The 20,685-nt window shown below is 32.9% G+C and carries 19 protein-coding genes; 18 read left to right on the top strand and 1 reads right to left on the bottom strand.

Annotated features, from left to right (window positions below; translation table 11 throughout):
* The first annotated feature begins 179 nt into the window (after positions 1–179).
* From trmL to EKN01_RS01430, 12 genes are all read left to right on the top strand, one after another.
* Positions 180–689, top strand: a complete 510-nt coding sequence (trmL, locus tag EKN01_RS01375) for a tRNA (uridine(34)/cytosine(34)/5-carboxymethylaminomethyluridine(34)-2'-O)-methyltransferase TrmL (protein ID WP_129044659.1) — start codon at positions 180–182, stop codon at positions 687–689.
* Positions 690–703: 14 nt separating this feature from the next.
* Positions 704–1,102 carry a DUF1149 family protein gene (locus EKN01_RS01380; protein ID WP_129044660.1) on the top strand — a complete coding sequence of 133 codons (399 nt, stop codon included), beginning with the start codon at positions 704–706 and terminating at the stop codon, positions 1,100–1,102.
* 113 nt (positions 1,103–1,215) lie between these two features.
* Positions 1,216–3,621: an FtsK/SpoIIIE family DNA translocase gene (locus EKN01_RS01385; protein WP_129044661.1), complete on the top strand. Its 2,406-nt coding sequence runs from the start codon at positions 1,216–1,218 to the stop codon at positions 3,619–3,621.
* A 2-nt stretch (positions 3,622–3,623) separates the two neighbouring features.
* The gene (gene yfmF, locus EKN01_RS01390) at positions 3,624–4,898 is read left to right on the top strand and encodes an EF-P 5-aminopentanol modification-associated protein YfmF (RefSeq protein WP_129044662.1); all 1,275 of its coding nucleotides are present in this window, start codon (positions 3,624–3,626) and stop codon (positions 4,896–4,898) included.
* Between the two features lie 3 nt (positions 4,899–4,901).
* On the top strand, positions 4,902–6,143 hold the full coding sequence (gene yfmH, locus EKN01_RS01395) for an EF-P 5-aminopentanol modification-associated protein YfmH (RefSeq protein WP_129044663.1): 1,242 nt from the start codon (positions 4,902–4,904) through the stop codon (positions 6,141–6,143).
* Positions 6,140–6,862 carry an elongation factor P 5-aminopentanone reductase gene (ymfI, locus tag EKN01_RS01400; protein WP_164966371.1) on the top strand — a complete coding sequence of 241 codons (723 nt, stop codon included), beginning with the start codon at positions 6,140–6,142 and terminating at the stop codon, positions 6,860–6,862. Before yfmH ends, ymfI begins: the two co-directional genes overlap by 4 nt.
* 62 nt (positions 6,863–6,924) lie before the next feature.
* Positions 6,925–7,758, top strand: a complete 834-nt coding sequence (locus EKN01_RS01405; RefSeq protein ID WP_129044665.1) for a helix-turn-helix domain-containing protein — start codon at positions 6,925–6,927, stop codon at positions 7,756–7,758.
* A gap of 20 nt (positions 7,759–7,778) precedes the next feature.
* Positions 7,779–8,363, top strand: a complete 585-nt coding sequence (gene pgsA, locus EKN01_RS01410; RefSeq protein WP_129044666.1) for a CDP-diacylglycerol--glycerol-3-phosphate 3-phosphatidyltransferase — start codon at positions 7,779–7,781, stop codon at positions 8,361–8,363.
* Positions 8,364–8,388: 25 nt separating this feature from the next.
* Positions 8,389–8,919, top strand: coding sequence for a CinA family protein (locus EKN01_RS01415; protein ID WP_129044667.1), 531 nt, complete (start codon positions 8,389–8,391; stop codon positions 8,917–8,919).
* Between the two features lie 83 nt (positions 8,920–9,002).
* Positions 9,003–10,067, top strand: coding sequence for a recombinase RecA (gene recA / locus EKN01_RS01420; protein ID WP_129044668.1), 1,065 nt, complete (start codon positions 9,003–9,005; stop codon positions 10,065–10,067).
* A 142-nt stretch (positions 10,068–10,209) separates the two neighbouring features.
* On the top strand, positions 10,210–11,775 hold the full coding sequence (gene rny / locus EKN01_RS01425) for a ribonuclease Y (RefSeq protein ID WP_129044669.1): 1,566 nt from the start codon (positions 10,210–10,212) through the stop codon (positions 11,773–11,775).
* Between the two features lie 104 nt (positions 11,776–11,879).
* Positions 11,880–12,965 (top strand): glycosyltransferase family 4 protein, encoded by a 1,086-nt coding sequence (locus EKN01_RS01430; RefSeq protein ID WP_099974438.1) that lies wholly within the window; start codon positions 11,880–11,882, stop codon positions 12,963–12,965.
* Positions 12,966–12,981: 16 nt separating this feature from the next.
* On the opposite strand, the gene EKN01_RS01435 is transcribed toward EKN01_RS01430, so the two are convergent.
* A complete protein-coding gene (locus EKN01_RS01435; RefSeq protein ID WP_129044670.1) occupies positions 12,982–13,617 on the bottom strand; it encodes a YigZ family protein in 636 nt (211 codons plus the stop codon).
* A gap of 28 nt (positions 13,618–13,645) precedes the next feature.
* Between EKN01_RS01435 and EKN01_RS01440 the strand changes: the two genes are divergently transcribed.
* From EKN01_RS01440 to EKN01_RS01465, 6 genes are all read left to right on the top strand, one after another.
* On the top strand, positions 13,646–14,962 hold the full coding sequence (locus EKN01_RS01440; protein ID WP_129044671.1) for a DEAD/DEAH box helicase: 1,317 nt from the start codon (positions 13,646–13,648) through the stop codon (positions 14,960–14,962).
* Between the two features lie 188 nt (positions 14,963–15,150).
* A complete protein-coding gene (locus EKN01_RS01445) occupies positions 15,151–15,639 on the top strand; it encodes a ComF family protein (protein ID WP_164966342.1) in 489 nt (162 codons plus the stop codon).
* A gap of 90 nt (positions 15,640–15,729) precedes the next feature.
* Positions 15,730–16,311, top strand: coding sequence for a ribosome hibernation-promoting factor, HPF/YfiA family (gene hpf / locus EKN01_RS01450; RefSeq protein WP_129044673.1), 582 nt, complete (start codon positions 15,730–15,732; stop codon positions 16,309–16,311).
* 190 nt (positions 16,312–16,501) lie between these two features.
* Positions 16,502–18,862 carry a preprotein translocase subunit SecA gene (gene secA, locus EKN01_RS01455; RefSeq protein ID WP_129044674.1) on the top strand — a complete coding sequence of 787 codons (2,361 nt, stop codon included), beginning with the start codon at positions 16,502–16,504 and terminating at the stop codon, positions 18,860–18,862.
* 41 nt (positions 18,863–18,903) lie between these two features.
* Positions 18,904–20,020, top strand: a protein-coding gene (gene prfB, locus EKN01_RS01460; RefSeq protein WP_129044675.1) for a peptide chain release factor 2 whose coding sequence is annotated in 2 segments (ribosomal slippage) — positions 18,904–18,975 and positions 18,977–20,020 — 1,116 coding nt in all. Because the reading frame shifts where the segments join, the coding sequence is not laid out codon by codon here.
* Entirely contained in the window at positions 20,004–20,684 is a 681-nt protein-coding gene (locus EKN01_RS01465) for a response regulator transcription factor (RefSeq protein WP_129044676.1), read from the top strand. The genes prfB and EKN01_RS01465 overlap by 17 nt, the downstream gene beginning before the upstream one ends.
* The last annotated feature ends 1 nt before the right edge of the window (position 20,685 follow it).

The following is a 20,685-nucleotide window of genomic DNA, read 5'->3' on the forward strand; positions in this document are numbered from 1 at the left end:
TGGGTTGATAAACATGGATATTGTGTCTATAATATAGTTTATACTTTACGTTTATCTGTTTTTCTCAGAATAAGTTTTGATAAAAGCAAATAAATCATGAAGATCACTAACGTATGCCCTTGCCGTGTTTATAACCGAGGGTATGCGTTTTTTTAATAAAAAATAAAGGATATTCAAAAATGACAAATCATATTGTATTATATGAACCCCTAATGCCAGCAAATACTGGTAATATAGCAAGAACGTGTGCGGGAACTAATACGGAATTACATCTTATTAGACCATTAGGATTTAGTACAGATGATGCACAGATGAAGCGTGCTGGTTTGGATTATTGGGATAAGGTTAAGATAACTTATCATGATGATTTGGACGAATTTCTGGATTCTGTTCCTGATGACCAATACTTATACCTCATTACAAAATTTTCAGATAAAGTCTATAGTGACAACGATTTTTCTAATACAGATGTTGATCATTATTTCTTATTTGGTAAAGAAACCACTGGATTGCCTGAAAAATTTATGCGTAAGAATCCTGAAAAATGTTTACGTATTCCTATGAGTGATAATATTCGCGCGTTGAATCTTGCAAATAGTTGTGCACTAGTTATTTATGAGGCTATAAGACAACAAAACTTTGCAGGATTAGAATTATCGCACCATTATGAAAATGATAAATTAGATTAGAGGAGTTTTTATTTATGAAGGCAAATAGGGGACCAATTCAAGTTGACAGTTTTCACTACGACGTTGAAGCACAAACAGCAGAGGTTAGCCAAGATATTCAAGTTAATACGGTAAAACCTGACTTAAAAGATCAAGATGGAAATGTATTAGATGATTCAGAAGGTGCATTTTTCCAAATTGTGATTCCTTTTGATATTCACACAGAAAATGCACCATTTAGGGTAACCGGATTGCTTGGACAAGTAATTCAATTGGTAGATTTCCATGGTGATGCTTCTGAAATTGACGGAGAAGAAATCAAAAGATTAAGTCGACCACTAATAGAGTATATTGAAACTCTTACATATCAAGTAACAGCAATAACTTTGAACAAAGGTGTTTCACTTAACTTCACAGCAAATGAAAATCAATAAAAAATAACAGCCTATAGGCTGTTATTTTTTTAAGATTAATTTTAGAAATCTCTTTTTCTTATGAGATAAAGGTATAATTTAAAGTAATATTGAGCAAAATGGGTGAATAATTAATGGCTAAAAAAGTAGCAAAGAAAAAGTCTAAAAAAACTAGCAAAAATTCCAGTAAAAAAACTAACCAGAATGAACGTATAGTAGGTTCTGTTGTTAGTTTAGTATCTATTGTCTTATCAGTATTAGGATTGTTTCAATTTGGGTTAGTAGGACGATTTTTCGATAATATTTATAGAATATTCGTAGGGGATAGTTATCCAGTTCTATTAATAATAACAATTTTTGCAAGTGTATTTGTTATAGCCACAGGTCGATTCCCAATGATGAATCTGAAACGAAATGTTGGCTTTTTGATAACTTATTTAGGTTCTCTGGTCTTATTACATGCCATACTATTTGGTCAAATGAAGCTGTATCATAACTTTGCTCAAGTAACTTGGAACATATTATCTGCGGATATAGCTAAAGTTGCTGTTCAACAATCCGTAGGTGGAGGTATGATTGGAGCTTATCTATATGGTTTCTTTATGCCAATGTTTTCAACCGCAGGGACTTACTTTGTAACAATATTTTTAATTGTTGTGGGTATTTTGATGTTATTTAATTTTACAATGAAGCAGGTTGCTATATTTACAACCAGTGTCCTTGTTAAAATAAAGAATGGCATGAAATCGATGAAAGAATCTACTTCCAAGGGATTAGACAATTATCGAGAAACACATGAGGAAAATCAAAAGGCAAATACAGAAAACAAACCACAACAAGATGTTGTTAGGGATGACAGTAAATTTCAAGATATTAATACTTTTGCCAATGATACTCAAAAGGAAGAGCCAGAATCGGAATTTCATATTGATATCCCTAACCAACCTACTGTATCAACTACAAAACCTGCTGAAAAACCCTCAGCAACTATTATGTCTCAGCCTCATGGTATGGGAAACTCTGGAGATAAGGATTTACCTACACCAGTAGAAAATAAAACAAAATCAAATAATTCTGTAGATGAAAACTATGAATTACCATCTGTTGATCTTTTGACTGATGTTGTTCAAGCTGATCAAAGTGATGAAGTAAGATTAATTGATCAAAACAAAGACAAATTAAAAGCTACATTCAAGAGTTTTGGTGTCGATGTTGAAGTTAAAAAAGCTAGTTTGGGTCCCGCAGTTACAAAATATGAAATTCAGCCTGCCGTTGGTGTAAAAGTAAGTAAAATTGTCAATCTTGCAGATGATCTTGCCTTAGCATTGGCTGCTAAGGATATTCGTATTGAGGCACCAATTCCAGGTAAATCATTTGTAGGTATTGAAGTCCCTAATACGACAGTTTCCACAGTTTCATTTAAAGAAATAACTGAAAGACAACCTGATAAGATTCATCCCTTAACCGTTCCTTTGGGTAAGGATGTTACAGGTAACATAATAGAAGCAGATATCACAAAAATGCCGCATTTACTTATAGCTGGTTCTACAGGTTCAGGTAAATCTGTTGCAATCAACACAATAATTACTGGTATTTTGATGAAATCTAAGCCAAATGAAGTAAAATTAATTCTTATTGATCCTAAAATGGTTGAGTTAAATATTTATAATGGAATACCTCATTTGTTAATTCCGGTAGTTACAGACTCAAGACGTGCTGCTGGTGCACTACAAAAAGCTGTACAAGAGATGGAAAGAAGATATAAGCTTTTTGCAGAAACAAATCATCGAAATATCGGCGAATACAATTCTTCTGTCGATGAATTTAATAAGACAGCTTCAGAAGATCAACAAATGGAACGTTTGCCATTCATAGTTGTAATTGTAGATGAGTTATCAGATTTGATGATGGTTGCAGGACATGAAGTAGAAGCAGCAATTGTTCGTTTGGCACAAATGGCACGTGCTGCTGGATTGCATATTATAATTGCTACGCAACGTCCATCTGTTGATGTTATTACTGGTTTGATTAAAGCAAATATTCCGTCAAGAATAGCTTTTGCTGTATCAAGTGGTGTTGATTCTAGAACAATTTTAGATTCTGTTGGTGCAGAAAAGTTATTGGGTAGAGGAGATATGTTATTCCAACCAATAGGTAAAAGTAAACCTACTCGTGTTCAAGGTGCCTATATTTCTGAAACAGAAGTTGAAAATGTTGTAAACTTTGTTAGCGATCAGCAAGAAGCAGAGTACAATGAAGAAATGATACCGACGGATATGGAAGAAAATTCATCTGAAAGTAACGAAAAACCTAATGATGAATACTGGAATGATGCACTAGAACTAGTCGTAAACCAACAAGGTGCAAGTACATCTATGTTACAAAGAAGATTCCAAATAGGTTACAATCGAGCAGCTAGAATTGTAGACTTGATGGAAGAAAAAGGAATTGTTGGACCATCAGAAGGAAGTAAGCAAAGGAAAGTTTTGATTACTCCTGAACAATTAGAACAACTAAAAAATAATCAGGCGGATAATTAGATTTGAGAAAAGAAATAGCAAAAAATGTTGTGTTAAATATAATCCCAATGCAGAAATTCAGAACTATTAAGGTACAAATAGATTTTTTACGCCCCTTGTTGAAGGATGAAAACGCACAACGTAGATTATTAGCAAATGTATTGTCTAATTCTACAAAAAAATATCCCACATTTAAGAAGTTAAATGACCGTGAAATGGAACTTTACGGTACAGAAATTAATGTTTACACTAGAGGATTAATTAACTACAACGATTTAGCTATCAGTGCAGAATTTGCAGATCCACAATTTTTGATTGGTGGAGATAATTTAATAAAAGAGAATTTGGAATTATTGTCAGAAATTATTTTAAATCTTAATATTGAAAATAATTTATTTGAAAAAACTGCATTTGATACTGAGAAAAGTAACTTAATTTCCAATTTGTTATCAATAGATGACAATCAAGATTTAGTTAGTTCTTTGGCATTGAATCGTTTGATTTATAAGAACAATGTTAATAAACAATTACCTATTTTTGGTACAGTTGAGCAAGTTGAAAATATTACTAATCAGGGATTATTGGATTACTATAAAAAAGTTATTTCTGAAGACACAGTTGTTATCAATGTTGTTGGTGATGTTGATGAACAAGAAATTATCAATATTTTCGAAGATGGCAAGTTAGCCGAATTTTTCCAAAAAGAACGACCTACTTTAGATTTGAAATTTGATAATTTTGATGAACTAAAGGAAACTCCTGCTATTCAAAAAGAGCATAAAAAACTCAACCAAAGTAGGATAGCTGAGGCTTTTACTACTGAAAAAATATCTGAAGATATCAGCTTTTTGGCTCCACAAATTATGAATCTTATCTTAGGTGGGGATGATCAATCTCAGTTATTCCAAGAAGTCCGCGAGAAGAATAGCTTAGCTTATTCTGTTTCAAGCTCGTATCAACCTATTAGTCGATTAGTTACAATTCACGCTGGTCTAGATGCTAATTCTTTGAATAAAACTGTAGAATTAATTTCGGATCAAATAGACTATATAAAAAATGGTAATGTATCAGCTGATCAGATTGAACACGCTAAAAAAGTAATGTCTACTAGACGCTTAATAGGAAGTGACTCAATTCAACACTACATAAATCGTAGTATTTGGGATATTATTTATCCTCAATCATTATTAGATGATGAGAAATTTAGAGTAGAGTTAGAAAAAGTAGACGTTGCACAAGTTGCAGAGGTAGCTAGTTCTATGAAAGTAATTGCACAATATCAATTAATTGGAGACTAAACAATGGTCGCAAAGCTGGAAAAAGTTACAAGAAAATTAAAAAATGGATTTGAAATTCAAGTAATTCAGATGCCTAATTTTAACCAAATATATGGTTTAGTTATGGTTAATTTTGGATCAGTAAATACATTACTTGAAGATGGTGAGCAACTTCCTGCTGGGATAGCTCATTTTATTGAGCATAAACTATTTGCTAAACCTGGTTACGATGTTAGCGAAAAATTTGCTGAATATGGTGCTAACACTAATGCATATACTAGCTATACAAAGACTGCATATTTATTTCAAACAATTGAAAATCCATATGATAATTTGAGAATCTTGCTAGATTTAGTAAGTAATCCTTATTTCACTAAGAAAAATGTCAATTCTGAAAGAGGAATAATTGATCAAGAAATTCAGATGTACTTAGATATGCCTGAATGGGTTTTAGAGCAAAAAATATTATCTCAGCTTTATCCAAATGATCCTATAAGTGCTGATATTGCTGGAACTAGTGAATCACTCAAAGAAATAAATAATGAAAATTTACTTTCAACATATTATCGCTACTATCAACCCAAAAATATGAATCTTGTTCTAGTAGGAAATGTGGATATAGATAAAGTGGAAGAAATTGTAAATGAATTTGATCTTGAAGCCACTGATCCTATGCCTAACAAGATTATGCGACCTTTTGAACCAATTTCTGACGGTGGACAAAATACTATGGAAATTAGTCAGAGCAGAAGTTCATTTGGTATTCGTGTTGACTTAGATAAAACTTCCAAATCATTGGTTGAGTTACAATTTGAGATCAATATGGTTATGGAGACATTAGTTGGAGAATCTTCAGATTATTATGAAGAGTTAACTAATTCAGGAATAATCGATGACAGTTTTTCATACAACGTCGTAGCAGAAAACAATTATTGTTTTGTGATAATCAGTGGAACAACACCAAAACCAGATGAATTCAGAGAATTTATGAGTAGTCATTTAACAACAGAAATACTAAAAAATGCTTTGACTGCTACTAAATTTCAACAAATAAAACTTGATGCAATAGGCTCATATGTTTTTGCTCAAAATTCACCTGAATCTATAGCTAATCAAGTAGCAGAGTTATATTTCTATGACACAGATTATTTGAAGTTGATTGATATTATTGACGGAATCACTATAAATGATTTGAATGAGGTAGCAGAATTAGTGTTAAATCCGGATAACTATACTTACTATCATTTATTATCGGAGAAAAAATAATGTTTGCACTTATAATGGGGAGTTCTGGTGATATTGGAAATGAAGTAGCAAAAAAATTAGCTCAAGATGGTTGTTCATTGTATATTCATTACAATAAAAATAAGTCTAGAATAGATGATCTTTTGTCAGAATTGCAAAGTTTGTATCCAAATCAAGATTTTATTCCAGTGCAATTTGATATGGATCAAGGTGAAGTAAGCAATTTGCTGGATCAACTTTTTCAAGTGGATGCCGTTGTTTTTGCCCAAGGTAATACATACTACAAATTATTAACAGACATAGATGAGTCAGAAGTTAGTTCTTTAATTAATATACATATAAAAACCCCCATCCTTATTTTGAAGAATATCCAAGATAAGCTGGCAAAATCAGGTCACGGAAGAGTAGTTTTTATAGGTTCAATCTATGGTAAAGTTGGTTCTGCAATGGAAGTGGTTTACAGTACTGTCAAAGGTGCTATAAATACTTTTGCAGACGCATATTCTAAAGAAGTAGCATCACTTGGTATTAGTGTTAACGTTATTGCACCTGGTGCAGTTGCAACAAAGATGAACAATGAATTTTCTAAAGAAGATTTGCAGTCTATAAAAGATGAGATTCCAGCTAATCGATTGGCTCAACCTCAAGAAATTGCAAATTTTGTAAGTTATATAGTAAATTCGGAATCCAATTATTTAACCGGTCAAACTATTTATTTTGCGGGTGGCTGGTTATTGTAGTAGTAGCGATTATAAGAAGTTATATGTTATAATTATTTAAATTATTTATACGGTGGTATGACATGGACGAAATCGGTCAAAAATTAAGAAGTGCACGTATTAAAAAAGGCTATACAATTGATGATTTACAACAAATCACAAAACTACAAAAGAGATATTTAATTGCCATTGAAGAAGGTCAATTTGACCATCTTCCTGGTGATTTTTATGTGCGCGCATTTATAAAACAATATGCGGAAGCTGTTGATTTATCTAATGACGAATTATTAGAAGAATACAAAGCAATCATTCCTGATTCTCAGCCCAAGCAACCTGAAAAAACTGAAACTAAGACTAGATCTGTTAAGGATGACACTCCTTCATTATTTAGTCGTATGAGAGATTACATTCCACAAATCATTGTAGTTGTAGTAATTATTTTGATAGTTGGGGTAGTTGTATTTGGAATGACTCATCGTTCAAATGATTCTTCTCAAGTAACGATTCCAAAGGATAGTTCTTCTCAAACTAAGTCAGCAACTAAAAAGAAAGCAACACCTAAAAAATCTACAGAAACTAAGAGTACAGAGTTTTCTGTAAAAGCAGCTAGTGAAGATGATACATTTAATATTGAAAACATTCCTAGTGATGGTGTACCTCTGGAAGTAACAGCTACTGGTGGTCAAGCTTGGATTCAGGTTGAAGAAGATTCAGAAACAATTTGGCAACAAGCCTTGTCATCTGGACAAAGTAAATCAACGACTGTTCCTAAGGATGTTAAACAATTTACTGTACATACAGGTAACGCAAACATCACAACTATCAAATTGAACAACAAAGATGTGGATTTAGGCACAGCTAGTTCATCATCTACCAGTTCAGCTTTAGTAAAGACTTATACATTTAAAGTTAAATAAAAAGAGAATCGAGAAATCAAATGGAATGGAATTTACCAAATAAATTAACGTTATTCAGAATTCTTTTAATTCCGGTATTTATTATTTTGTTGGCATTTAGTTGGACAAATTTGGGCGATGTCTATGTTTTTAATGACTTAATCCCTTGTAATCATATACTTGCTGCAATTGTATTTATTGTTGCGTCTCTTACAGATTTAGCTGATGGTAAGATTGCACGAAAGAATAAATTAGTTACAAATTTTGGAAAATTTGCTGATCCATTGGCTGATAAAATGTTAGTCATGACTGCTTTTATCTTCTTGGTAGAATTGGGTATGGCTCCTGCATGGGTTATCGCAATTATTGTCTGTCGCGAATTAGCAGTTACTGGTTTGAGGATGTTGGTTCTTGAAGAAGGCGGAACTGTTATGGCAGCTCAAATGCCTGGTAAAATAAAAACATTTACACAAATGTTAGCAATTATTTTCTTATTACTACATAATATTTTCTTTAGCATGATCCATATTCCACTTGGTGAGATTATGCTATACATCTGTCTAATATTTACCTTGTATTCAGGATATGACTACTTTAGACAGACAAAAGATCTTTTCAAAAAATAAAACGTACTTTAAAAGAGTAATGATTATGAATAATAAAATTGAAAATTTCACTCAAATAGAAAAATTAGCTAAATTTAATTTAGTTGATTTTTCTTTTTTATTTGAAGAAATTGTAAATCAATTGAAATTAAAAAATATCAAAATTACAGCTGCTGAAAGTCTAACTTCAGGGTTATTTTTGGCAACAGTTGCAAATGTTCCAGGAGCATCTGAAATCTTGGAGGGAGGTTTTGTAACATATTCAGATCAGTCCAAGATTGATTTGATTGGTGTATCAAAAAATATCATTGAAGAAAATACGGTTGTAAGTTCTGAAGTTGCCGCTGATATGGCTATTAAATCTGCTAGAAAAATGAATGCTAATTTGGGTGTTGGTTTGACTGGTGTTGCGGGTCCTGATCCACTAGAAGGTAACCCAGTGGGAACAGTGTTTATAGGCGTAAGTTTGGAAGATAATGTTGTAACTGAAGAATTTCATTTTACAGGAGATAGGGAATTAATTAGAAATAAGTCCGTTCTAAGTGCTTTTCTAATGATAAAAAATGTTCTTAAATAAAAGCAAACATTTGTTCGCTTTCTGGTAAAAAATCTGTTATATTATCTTTAAAGAATAACTTGTCTTCGTAGGAGGAAGAAATTTTGGTCAAAGACGAAAGAGAAAAGGCTCTAGAAACAGCCATTAAACAAATTGAAAAGGATTTTGGTAAGGGAGCCATCATGAGAATGGGTGAGGACTTGAATACTCAAGTCCAAACTGTTTCTTCTGGATCATTGGCTTTGGATGATGCTCTTGGAGTAGGTGGATTTCCACGAGGAAGAATTGTTGAAATCTACGGACCAGAAAGTTCTGGTAAAACTACAGTAGCATTGCATGCTGTTGCTGAAGTGCAAAAAAATGGTGGTACAGCTGCATATATTGATGCTGAAAACGCTATGGATCCTGCCTATGCTACAGCATTGGGTGTAAATATTGATGATTTACTATTGTCACAACCAGATACTGGTGAGCAAGGATTAGAAATTGCTGATGCACTAGTATCTAGTGGTGCCGTAGATATCGTTGTTGTTGATTCGGTTGCTGCTTTGGTACCACGAGCTGAAATTGAAGGTGACATGGGGGACTCTCATGTTGGGTTGCAAGCTAGACTTATGTCACAGGCATTACGTAAATTATCAGGTTCTATCAACAAAACAAAAACAATTGCACTATTTATCAACCAAATTCGTGAAAAAGTCGGAATTATGTTTGGAAATCCTGAGACTACTCCTGGTGGACGAGCATTAAAATTTTATTCAACTATTCGTTTGGAAGTTAGAAGATCTGAACAAATTAAAGACGGATCAGATGTTATTGGTAACCGTACAAAAATAAAAGTTGTTAAAAATAAAGTTGCTCCTCCATTTAAAGTTGCTTTGGTAGATATTATGTATGGATATGGTATTTCTCAAACTGGGGAACTAGTAGACATGGCCGTTGAAAAAGATATCATTGATAAGAGTGGATCATGGTATTCATACAATGATGAGAGAATTGGCCAAGGTAGAGAGAACGCCAAGAAGTATCTATCTGAAAATCAAGATAAGATGTTAGAAATTCGCAAAGCTGTTAGAGAAGCTTACGGTATGGACAAGAGTACTGAAGAAGAATCATCAAAGGATGAAGTAGTCACAGAATTAATTCCCGATGATGATATTGAAGAATAAAAAAAGAGACATTTTTAGTCTCTTTTTTTTTATTTATGTGGTGCACAGAACATATTTATTCTATAATATGTAATATGTATTAAATTGTAATGAAAAGTTAATATATAACACACAGAAAAATAAACTATTTGGAGGTGATAGCATGTCTAGTGCTATCGTTATCCTCTCATTTGCTTTAATAACATTAATAATTGGAATTGGCGCCGGATATTTCGGTGGACAAAAGGCAATTAATAATAAACTTTCTCAAGCAAAACAAAATTCCGATGATATTATTGCCAATGCAAAAGCTAGCGCAGAAGCAATAAAAAAGGAAAAAATCTTAGAAGCCAAAGAAAGTGTTCATGAATATCGTGACCAACAAGAAGCTGATCTTAAAGAACGTCGTAAAGACGTTCAAAAGCAAGAAGATCGCATGTTGGAACGTCAAGAAATTCTAGATCGTAAAGATCAATCACTTGAAAAACGTGAAGAAAATCTTGAAAAAAATGAATCTAATTTAGCTTCTGAAAAAAATAAACTTGATGAAATTAAAAAACAACTGACGGAAACATTAGAACAACAACAAGCGGAATTAAACAGAATCAGTAATTTAACTCATGATGAAGCAAGAGAAATAATTCTTGATGAACTAAATCAAGAGCTTGTAGCAGAACGAGCTAAAATGATTAATGAAAGTGATGAAATTGCTCATCAGCGTGCTGCTAAAGAAGCTAAGAGTCTTATCGTATCTGCAATTCAAAGAAGTGCAGCTGATACAGTTTCTGAAACAACAGTATCTACAGTTACACTTCCAAACGAAGATATGAAGGGACGTATTATTGGTCGAGAGGGTAGAAATATCCGTACTATTGAAGCCTTGACAGGTGTAGATCTTATCATCGATGATACGCCCGAGATTGTTTCTCTTAGTGCGTTTGATCCCGTTCGTCGAGAGATTGCAAAGAGTACACTTGAAAAATTAATCGAAGATGGAAGAATTCATCCGGCTAGAATTGAGGAGATGGTTGATAAATCTCGTAAAGAGATGGATGACTATATCCGAGAAGTTGGAGAACAAACTCTATATGGGTTAGGATTACCATCTATGAATCCCGATCTTATTAAGATCATCGGACGTATGAAATATAGAACAAGTTATGGTCAGAATGTTTTAAATCACTCAATTGAGGTTGCTAAATTATCCGCAATTATGGCAGCTGAATTAGGTGAAGATGTTATGTTAGCTAAACGAGCAGGATTGTTACACGATATTGGGAAGGCTATTGATCGTGAGGTTCAAGGATCTCATGTTGATATTGGTGTTGATATTGCCAAGAAGTACAAACTTCCTGATGTCATAATAAATACTATTGCTTCACATCATGGTGATGTAGAACCTACATCATTGATTGCTACAATTGTTGCTGCGGCAGATGCTATATCAGCTGCTCGACCTGGAGCAAGATCTGAATCAATGGAAAATTATATTCATAGATTAGAAAAACTTGAAGAGATTGCCTTGAAACACGATGGTGTCGATACGACATATGCCATTCAAGCTGGTCATGAAATTAGAATTATGGTTAAACCTGAACAAGTATCAGATGAACAAGCTACAATTCTTTCACGTGATATCAAAAATGAAATTGAAAAAGATTTGGATTATCCAGGTCATATCAAAGTTACAGTTATTCGTGAAGTTAGAAAAGTTGAATTAGCTAAATAAAAAGATTAAGTGTATAAACACTTAATCTTTTTTTAAATACTGATCATAGATATACATATAAGGTATAATAAATACATTAGATTGAAAGAGAGTTTTGGGAAAGTATGTTTAACGTAATTGTGTCGCTTTTTTTGACAATGATATTGTCTGCAGTTATCACACCATTTGTAGTTAAATTGGCATTTATTTTGGGTGCAGTTGATAAGCCTAATGCTCGCCGAGTTAATAAAAAGCCTATGCCCACTATTGGTGGATTAGCTATATTTATTGCATTTACTTTTTCTACCTTTGTCTTGCTGAGGGGGCAACTTCCCACTCACGAATTATTCAGTGTGTTTTTAGCTGAATGTATTATTATTTTGACCGGATTGATTGACGATATTAGAGAGCTTTCTCCCAAAGCAAAGATGGCAGGTATTCTTGCAGCAGCTTTGGTTATATATTTCTTAGCTGATATCAAGATGAACGAAGTTAGTCTTCCATTTATCGGATCATTTAATTTAGGTTGGTGGAGTTTCCCAATAACAATTATTTGGATCTTAGCCATAACTAATGCAGTTAACTTAATTGATGGTTTAGATGGACTTGCTACTGGAGTTTCAATAATTTCTCTTTTCACTATGGGAATAGTAGGATATTTCTTCCTTAATACAAACAATATTTATATTTCTATATGGATATTTGCTCTTGTAGCTTCACTTATTGGATTCTTACCACACAACTTTAACCCTGCTAAAATATTTTTGGGTGATACAGGATCATTATTTATTGGATTTATGATGGCAGTATTTTCTTTAAAGGGACTAAAAAATGTAACATTCGTTACAGTATTGATCCCGGTTGTGATAATGGGTGTTCCTATAACTGATACCGTTTATGCAATGTTAAGACGATTTTTGAATAAAAAACCTATTACACAAGCTGATAAGCATCACTTACATCATAGATTGATGCAGCTTGGATTAAGTCATCGACAAACAGTGCTTGCTATATATGGTATCGCATTAATATTTGCCTTTATTTCAATGCTTTATCCAATTTCAAGTTTCTGGGGTAGCATTTTACTAACGATATTTGTTCTTATTGGTTTGGAACTTTTCGTTGAAACCATAGGATTGATTGGGGAAAATAGGCAGCCTTTACTGCATATCTTTCAAAAATTTATTAGCAAATTAGATGAAAAAAAATAGACATCCGTTAGGATGTCTATTTTTTTATGGGAACTAATAATTCTTCAGTATTTGTTTTAATAATATCAATTTTCCCTTGGAACTCATTATTTATGTTTGCTATAATCTCATCACAATTTTCTAAATCTAAAAAAATATCAAGATTTACATTCTCAGAAAAAGCTTTGTTGAGTAGATTAATATTTTCTTTTTTAGAAAAGTTTTCAAATTTATCAAATAAAGAATAAGGAATATTCAAATTAAATCCTTGTTGAATTCTATTTTCAAAAATAGGAATTTCATCTATTGCCTTTGAGGTGGATGAAGAATAGGCTCTGATTAATCCTCCAGCTCCAAGTTTGATACCTCCAAAATATCTCGTTACTACTACACTAATGTTTTTTAGATTATTTTGCTGAATAACGTTTAGAATTGGTGCTCCTGCTGTACCACTAGGCTCGCCGTCATCACTCATTCTTTCTATTTCTATATTTTCTAGAACAACATAGGCTGAACAATTATGTGTAGCATTCTTTTCTTGAAGTTTTATTTTTTCAATAAATTCTTTTGCTTCTTGTTCAGAGTTTGTAGGAGCCAAATGTGCAATGAATTTAGATTTTTTTATTTCTTGTTCAAAAGCAAATGGTTCTTTGATTGTTAAATAATTAGGCAATATCATACTCCTATTCGTAATTTTAAATATGGAAAATATTAATCAGTATTTAGGTGGACGAATCACTTTAAAAAACTCTTTAGATTTGGATACTATCAATTATCTTAACCAGATAGGGGTTAAAGAAGTTCCCGGAATTGAGCAATTAAATGAGATAAGGTATAGATGCAATAGGTGTATATCTGAATTTAATAAAGTTAATTTTAAATCAAAAATGATTTATTGTCGAAATTGTATAAATTTAGGCAGGATAAAGCTCGGTGATCAGATATTAGTTAGTAATGCTGATGTTAATTTTGAAATGAATTTGAATCCATTATATTGGCTGGGTGAGCTTACTACACTTCAAAAGAGAGTTTCTCAAGAACTATTAGAAAGTTATAAGTTACAAGAAAATCATTTGGTGTGGGCAGTCACAGGTGCGGGGAAAACGGAAATTATATTTCCTTTGTTAAAACAAGCAATAATGGATGGAAAAAGAGTAGCAATATGTTCTCCTAGACTGGATGTTTGCAATGAATTATATCCTCGTTTGAAGAGTGCTTTTCCCGATACATCGATGTCTATTTCGCATGGAAAAATTGAAGATAATTATCACATGACACAAGTTCTTATTGCTACCGTGCACCAATTGATTAAATTCTCTAAAGCATTTGATTTATTGATTATTGATGAAGTAGATGCTTTCCCACTAAACGGAAATCAGGTACTTTGGAATGCTATCCAAAAATCACAATCTGCTAATGCTAGCGTCATTTACCTATCTGCAACTCCTCCAACTAATTTACTAGACGAAGTTAGTGCAAATAAACTAAATTTATCAAAACTTTACCAGAGATTCCATGGAAGATCATTGCCATTACCTAAGCTGAAACTACTACTCCGCAATTCTTTGTTTATGAATGTTAATCCACGAATAAGGTATTTGATAAATCAATGGATTAAGTCAAATACAAGGGGCTTGATATTTTTCCCAGATATTGAACATATGAACAGATTCTATTTAAATTTAAAGAAGATATATCCTGATATTAAAATCAATCAAGTTCATTCAAAAGATCCACAAAGAATTGAAAAAATTCAAAAATTTAGAGATTCAGAAGTTGATATACTTTTAACGACAACTATATTAGAACGAGGCGTCACGTTTAAACAAATTGATGTGATTGTAATACATGCAGACTCTGCTAGATATTCAAAGATGGCACTAATCCAAATTGCTGGAAGAGTGGGGAGAGATTCAGTGCCAGGAAGTGACAAAATTTATTTTTTCTATAATCAGTACAATAAAAATATTTCAGGTGCGGTGAAAGAAATAAAAAGAATGAACAGGTTAATTAAATAATGAATTGTCTACTGTGCAATAGCATAATTAATGATATTCCCAGATGGAGAGACATCCTTACCTTTAATATCCCAATAAATATGGAACTATGCGATTTTTGCTTAAGTAGGTTTCAAACTATTGAGAGTCGAAATATTTGTTTACGTTGCATGGGTAATAGTAACCAAAGTATCTGTGGTAATTGCATTATGTGGGAGAAAACAGAAAATATATTAGTTAATCATAAATCGATATTTAAATATAATTTACAGATGAAAGAATACTTTCGTACCTATAAATTTATGGGGGATGTAGAGTTATCAAGACTATTTGATAATGAGCTAGAAAAGTTTAAAAAACAGCTTGATTTCGATATTGCAACTTTTGTTCCAAATGCCAGAAGCCATTACGATTATAGAGGGTTTGACCATGTTTTTGAAATGTACAACCGTGTATTTAAGTTGGAATGTATGTTAGAAAAAAATGATATTGAAGATTTTCAATCACGTAAATCATTTAAAGAGAGAGTTTCAACAGCACAGAGTTTTACAGTTAAGCAAAATCAAATTTCTGAAAATTCTAAAATATTATTGATAGACGATATTTATACAAGTGGACGTACAATAACACACGCACAAAAAGCATTAAATAAAGCTGGTTATAAAAAAATATTAACTTTTTCACTAGTTCGTTCTTGAAAACGTTGCCAATGTTTGCATAAAAAGTATATAATTAACCCAAGAGTTAGATAGCTCTTAAATTTCCAATAGTTGTAAGGAGAAAGAATTATGCTAAAAATTAATGTACGTGGCGAAAACGTTGAAGTAACACCCGCAATGCGTGAGTATGTTGAAAAGAAGCTTGAAAAATTGAATAAATATTTTAACGATGGTAGCACTCCTGTTGCTCATGTTAATTTAAAGACATATCCCACAAAAGGAACAAAAGTGGAAGTTACTATTCCTCTTTCATATGTAACATTAAGAGCTGAAGAATTAAACGATGATATGTATGCTGGTATTGATCTAGTGATTGATAAACTAGAACGTCAAATCAGAAAATTTAAGACAAAAGTAAATCGTAAAACACGTGATTCTGGTGGAATCAAAGCTATTTCATTGGATGATGTAGACGGAGATTTTTCTGCAGATTTATTTGATGATGTGGATGAAGATGCAAAAGATGCAGAACAAAATATCGTTAGAACAAAGAGACTTTCTCTAAAACCAATGGATGCTCAAGAAGCTATTTTACAAATGGAAATGCTTGGCCATGAATTCTTTATTTTTGAAGATTCAGAAACAAATGGAGCAAGTATTGTATACAAGAGAAATGACGGAAAATATGGTCTATTGGAAACAAACGAATAGGTTTATATAATAAAAAAGAACTTAATATTATAATTAAGTTCTTTTTTTATTCCTTGTGAATAACTTTGTCAGGGTGTAATATATTAGTTCTGAAAGTGTTTTTTAATTACACACTAATAGTGGTTTAAAATTGATATAAAAAATGCTATGATATTAGTATTGTTTTAAACATTTAGGAGAGAATTATACTATGGCAAATCCCTTAAGAAAATGGGTCGAAAGTGATAACCGTGAACTAAGACGTATGGGAAGAATAGCTGACAAGATTGAAAGCTATTCAGACGCATACAGTAAACTAACTGATGATCAGCTAAAAGCTAAGACACCTGAATTTAAAGAAAGATTAGAAAAAGGTGAAACTTTAGATGATATTTTACCAGAAGCATTTGCTACTGCTCGTGAAGGAGCAAAGCGTGTTCTAGGACTATATCCATTTAGAGTTCAATTGATTGGTGGTATTACACTTCACGAAGGTAATATTGCTGAAATGAAGACTGGTGAAGGTAAGACACTTACTGCTACACTACCAGTATACTTAAATGCTCTATCTGGTAACGGTGTACACGTTGTTACTGTTAATGAGTACCTTTCATCTCGTGATGCTGAAGAGATGGGTGAGTTATACAAGTGGTTAGGTCTAACTGTTGGACTTAATGTTAACCAACTAGACTCAGATCAAAAACGTGAAGCATACAATTGTGATATTACATATTCAACAAACAGTGAACTAGGATTCGATTACCTACGTGACAACATGGTTGTCTACAAGGAAGAAATGGTTCAACGTCATCTGCAATTTGCTATTGTCGATGAGGTTGACTCAATTCTTATTGATGAAGCTAGAACACCTTTGATTATTTCTGGTGGTGCTGAAAAATCAACTGCTATGTACGTTCGTACAGATCGTTTTGTTAAGACACTTGATGAAGACGATTATGCTATTGATTGGCCTACTAAATCAATCAGTTTAACTGAAACAGGTATCAGAAAAGCTGAAGACAACTTCGGTTTAGATAACTTGTATGATATTGACAATACAGTCTTAAATCACCATATGGATCAAGCTCTACGTGCTAACTATGTTATGTCACTAGATATTGATTATGTGGTTCAAGATAATGAAGTAAAAATTGTTGATCAATTTACTGGTCGTGTTATGGATGGACGTCGTTATTCAGACGGTCTTCACCAAGCTATTGAAGCTAAAGAAGGCGTTGAAATCCAAGATGAAACAAAAACAATGGCCAATATCACATATCAAAACTTCTTCCGTATGTACGATAAGCTTGCTGGTATGACTGGTACAGCTAAAACTGAAGCAGAAGAATTTAGAGAAATCTATAACATGGAAATCATCACTATCCCAACTAACAAGCCAATTGCTCGTGTGGATCGTGACGATGTTCTATACCCAACACTAAGAAGTAAATTTAATGCTGTTGTTGAAGATATTCGTGAACGTCATGCAAAAGGTCAACCAATTCTTGTTGGTACTGTTGCTGTTGAATCTTCAGAATATCTATCAAAAATGTTAACAGAACAAGGCATTCCACATGCAGTTCTAAATGCTAAGAACCATGCTAAAGAAGCTGAAATTGTCCAAAACGCGGGACAACGTGGAGCAGTTACAATCGCTACAAATATGGCTGGTCGTGGTACTGATATTAAACTTGGACCTGGTGTTACAGATCTTGGTGGATTATCAGTTATTGGTACAGAGCGTCATGAATCACGTCGTATTGATAACCAACTTCGTGGACGTTCAGGTCGTCAAGGTGATCCTGGTGTATCACAATTCTACATGTCTCTTGAAGATGATCTTATGAAACGATTTGGTTCAGAAAGAATCAAACGTGTTCTTAGCTCACTAAAAATTGAAGACGATGATGCTGTTATTCAAAGTCGTTTGATGACTAGACAAGTTGAATCAGCACAAAAACGTGTCGAAGGTAATAACTACGATACACGTAAGAACACACTTCAATATGATGATGTTATGCGTGAACAACGTGAAGTTATCTATAAACAACGTATGGAAGTTATCAATGAAGAAGAAGACCTTGATAGAGTATTACTACCAATTATCAAGCGTACAATTCAAACACAAGTTGATATTCATACACAAGGTAAGGAAGAAGACTGGGATCTTGAAGCAATTGCTGAATTTGCCAAAGGTTATCTTGTAAATGAAGATGAAATGAGTGTTGTAGATCTTCAAAGAAGAACACCTGAAGACATGGTCGATTATCTCTATGGATTTGTTCAAAAGAACTATGATGGTAAAGTTGAACAATTGGGTGATCCAAATCAAATGTTAGAATTTGAAAAGGTTGTTATCCTTAGAGTTGTTGATGAACACTGGACAGACCATATTGATGCTATGGATCAACTTCGTCAATCTATTGGACTACGTGGATATGGACAACTAAATCCGCTTGTTGAATACCAAGATGAAGGTTACAGCATGTTTGAAGAAATGGTTGCAGAAATTGAAAAAGATGTAACTAGATTATTCATGAAGGCCGAAATTAGACAAAACATGGAAAGATAAAAAGCAGGCCTTAGGCCTGCTTTTTTTATAGGTAAATAAGTATGGAGTTAGGTGAATTAACTAACAGAATAAATGTAATATCTGAAAAAATTAATCAATTTAGGGGGTCTCTTTGACTTAGAAGCTTTGGAAGCAAATATTGCAGAGAATGAGTCAAAGATGGCGGAACCTAATTTTTGGAATGACCAACAGGGTGCTCAAAAAATCATTGATGAAAATAATTTTCTAAAAAGTAAATTTGATAATTTTAATCAACTGAATGATCAGTTAGAAAATTTACAAGTACTAGTAGAACTATATCAAGAGGATCAAGATCCTGAATTATTTAAACAGTTAATATCTGAAGTTGATGCAGTTGAGCAACAAGTTCAAGAATATGAAATGACTATACTACTATCAGGAGAATATGATCAAAGTAATGCTATCCTTGAAATACACCCCGGTGCTGGTGGAACAGAATCTCAAGATTGGGGTTCAATGTTACTTAGAATGTACGAACGTTGGTCAGAACAACACGGATTAAAAGTTGAAGTGGAAGATTATCAACCAGGTGAAGAAGCTGGTATTAAAAGTGTTACCTTGATGATAAGTGGAGAAAATGCGTATGGAAGACTTAGATCAGAACAAGGAGTTCATCGATTAGTAAGAATTTCTCCATTCGATTCAGCTGGCCGAAGACATACATCATTTGCTTCTGTAGATGTTATGCCAGAAATTGATGATAGTATAGATATAGAAATAAATGATGACGATTTGCGCGTAGATGTCTTTAGAGCTTCTGGTGCTGGAGGTCAGCACGTTAATAAAACATCATCGGCTGTTAGAATAACCCACTTACCAACAGGGTTTGTAGTTAGTTCTCAAGCACAAAGATCACAGCTTCAAAATAGAGAAACTGCTATGAACATGTTGAAAGCAAAATTATTCCAAAAAGAACAAGAAGAACAAGCAAAACGAAATGCAGAGATCAAAGGTGAACAACTTGAGATTGGATGGGGTTCACAGATAAGATCATATGTATTTCATCCTTATACTATGGTGAAAGATCACCGAACTGATTATGAAACTGGAAACGGACAAGCTGTCATGGATGGTGACTTAGATCCATTTATATACTCATACTTACAATGGAAGTTAAAAGATGAAAACCCAGACTAATAATGCAAAAATTTTGGTAGTTGATGATCAAAAATCTATAGTAGAACTTCTTAAATACAACTTAGAAGAATCTGGTTATGATTTGAATGAAGCGTACGATGGATTGTCTGCATATGAAATGTCATTGTCAGGAGATTACGATTTAATCATTCTAGATCAAATGCTACCTGAGCTAAGTGGCATAGAAACCCTAAAAAAACTTAGATCCAATGGCATAACTACACCTGTTATTTTCTTAACAGCATTGGATACAGAAGATAAGAAAATAGAAGGTTTAGTCAGTGGTGCAGATGATTATATAACTAAACCATTTAGTATCAATGAATTATTGGCAAGAATTGATGTTGTTTTAAGAAGAACTATGGATAAATCAGATAGTAAAAAAACAAATTTAACATTAACTGGAAAATCAGTTGAGGTTCGTGGCAAAAAAATACCACTTACTAAAAAAGAATACAAAGTTTTAGAATATTTGGTCAGCAATAGTGGTCAGATATTATCAAGAGACCAAATCTTTGAAAATATTTGGGGTCTTAATTCTGACTCACAAATAAGAATGGTCGATATTCAAATCAGTCATTTGAGAGATAAAATTGAAATAAATAGTAAAGAACCAGAAATTATAAAAACAGTTCATGGTTTTGGATATATTTTAGGGGAATAGA

This window comes from Companilactobacillus metriopterae (assembly GCF_004117915.1).
Lineage (GTDB): Bacteria > Bacillota > Bacilli > Lactobacillales > Lactobacillaceae > Companilactobacillus > Companilactobacillus metriopterae.

Coding starts and splice junctions, on each gene's coding strand:
- EKN01_RS01385 (WP_129044661.1), top strand. CDS start 1,216: ATGGCTAAAAAAGTAGCAAAGAAAAAGTCTAAAAAAACTAGCAAAAAT.
- EKN01_RS01445 (WP_164966342.1), top strand. CDS start 15,151: ATGTGGGAGAAAACAGAAAATATATTAGTTAATCATAAATCGATATTT.
- EKN01_RS01465 (WP_129044676.1), top strand. CDS start 20,004: ATGAAAACCCAGACTAATAATGCAAAAATTTTGGTAGTTGATGATCAA.
- EKN01_RS01380 (WP_129044660.1), top strand. CDS start 704: ATGAAGGCAAATAGGGGACCAATTCAAGTTGACAGTTTTCACTACGAC.
- pgsA (WP_129044666.1), top strand. CDS start 7,779: ATGGAATGGAATTTACCAAATAAATTAACGTTATTCAGAATTCTTTTA.
- hpf (WP_129044673.1), top strand. CDS start 15,730: ATGCTAAAAATTAATGTACGTGGCGAAAACGTTGAAGTAACACCCGCA.
- trmL (WP_129044659.1), top strand. CDS start 180: ATGACAAATCATATTGTATTATATGAACCCCTAATGCCAGCAAATACT.
- EKN01_RS01440 (WP_129044671.1), top strand. CDS start 13,646: ATGGAAAATATTAATCAGTATTTAGGTGGACGAATCACTTTAAAAAAC.
- rny (WP_129044669.1), top strand. CDS start 10,210: ATGTCTAGTGCTATCGTTATCCTCTCATTTGCTTTAATAACATTAATA.
- secA (WP_129044674.1), top strand. CDS start 16,502: ATGGCAAATCCCTTAAGAAAATGGGTCGAAAGTGATAACCGTGAACTA.
- EKN01_RS01405 (WP_129044665.1), top strand. CDS start 6,925: ATGGACGAAATCGGTCAAAAATTAAGAAGTGCACGTATTAAAAAAGGC.
- yfmH (WP_129044663.1), top strand. CDS start 4,902: ATGGTCGCAAAGCTGGAAAAAGTTACAAGAAAATTAAAAAATGGATTT.
- EKN01_RS01430 (WP_099974438.1), top strand. CDS start 11,880: ATGTTTAACGTAATTGTGTCGCTTTTTTTGACAATGATATTGTCTGCA.
- EKN01_RS01415 (WP_129044667.1), top strand. CDS start 8,389: ATGAATAATAAAATTGAAAATTTCACTCAAATAGAAAAATTAGCTAAA.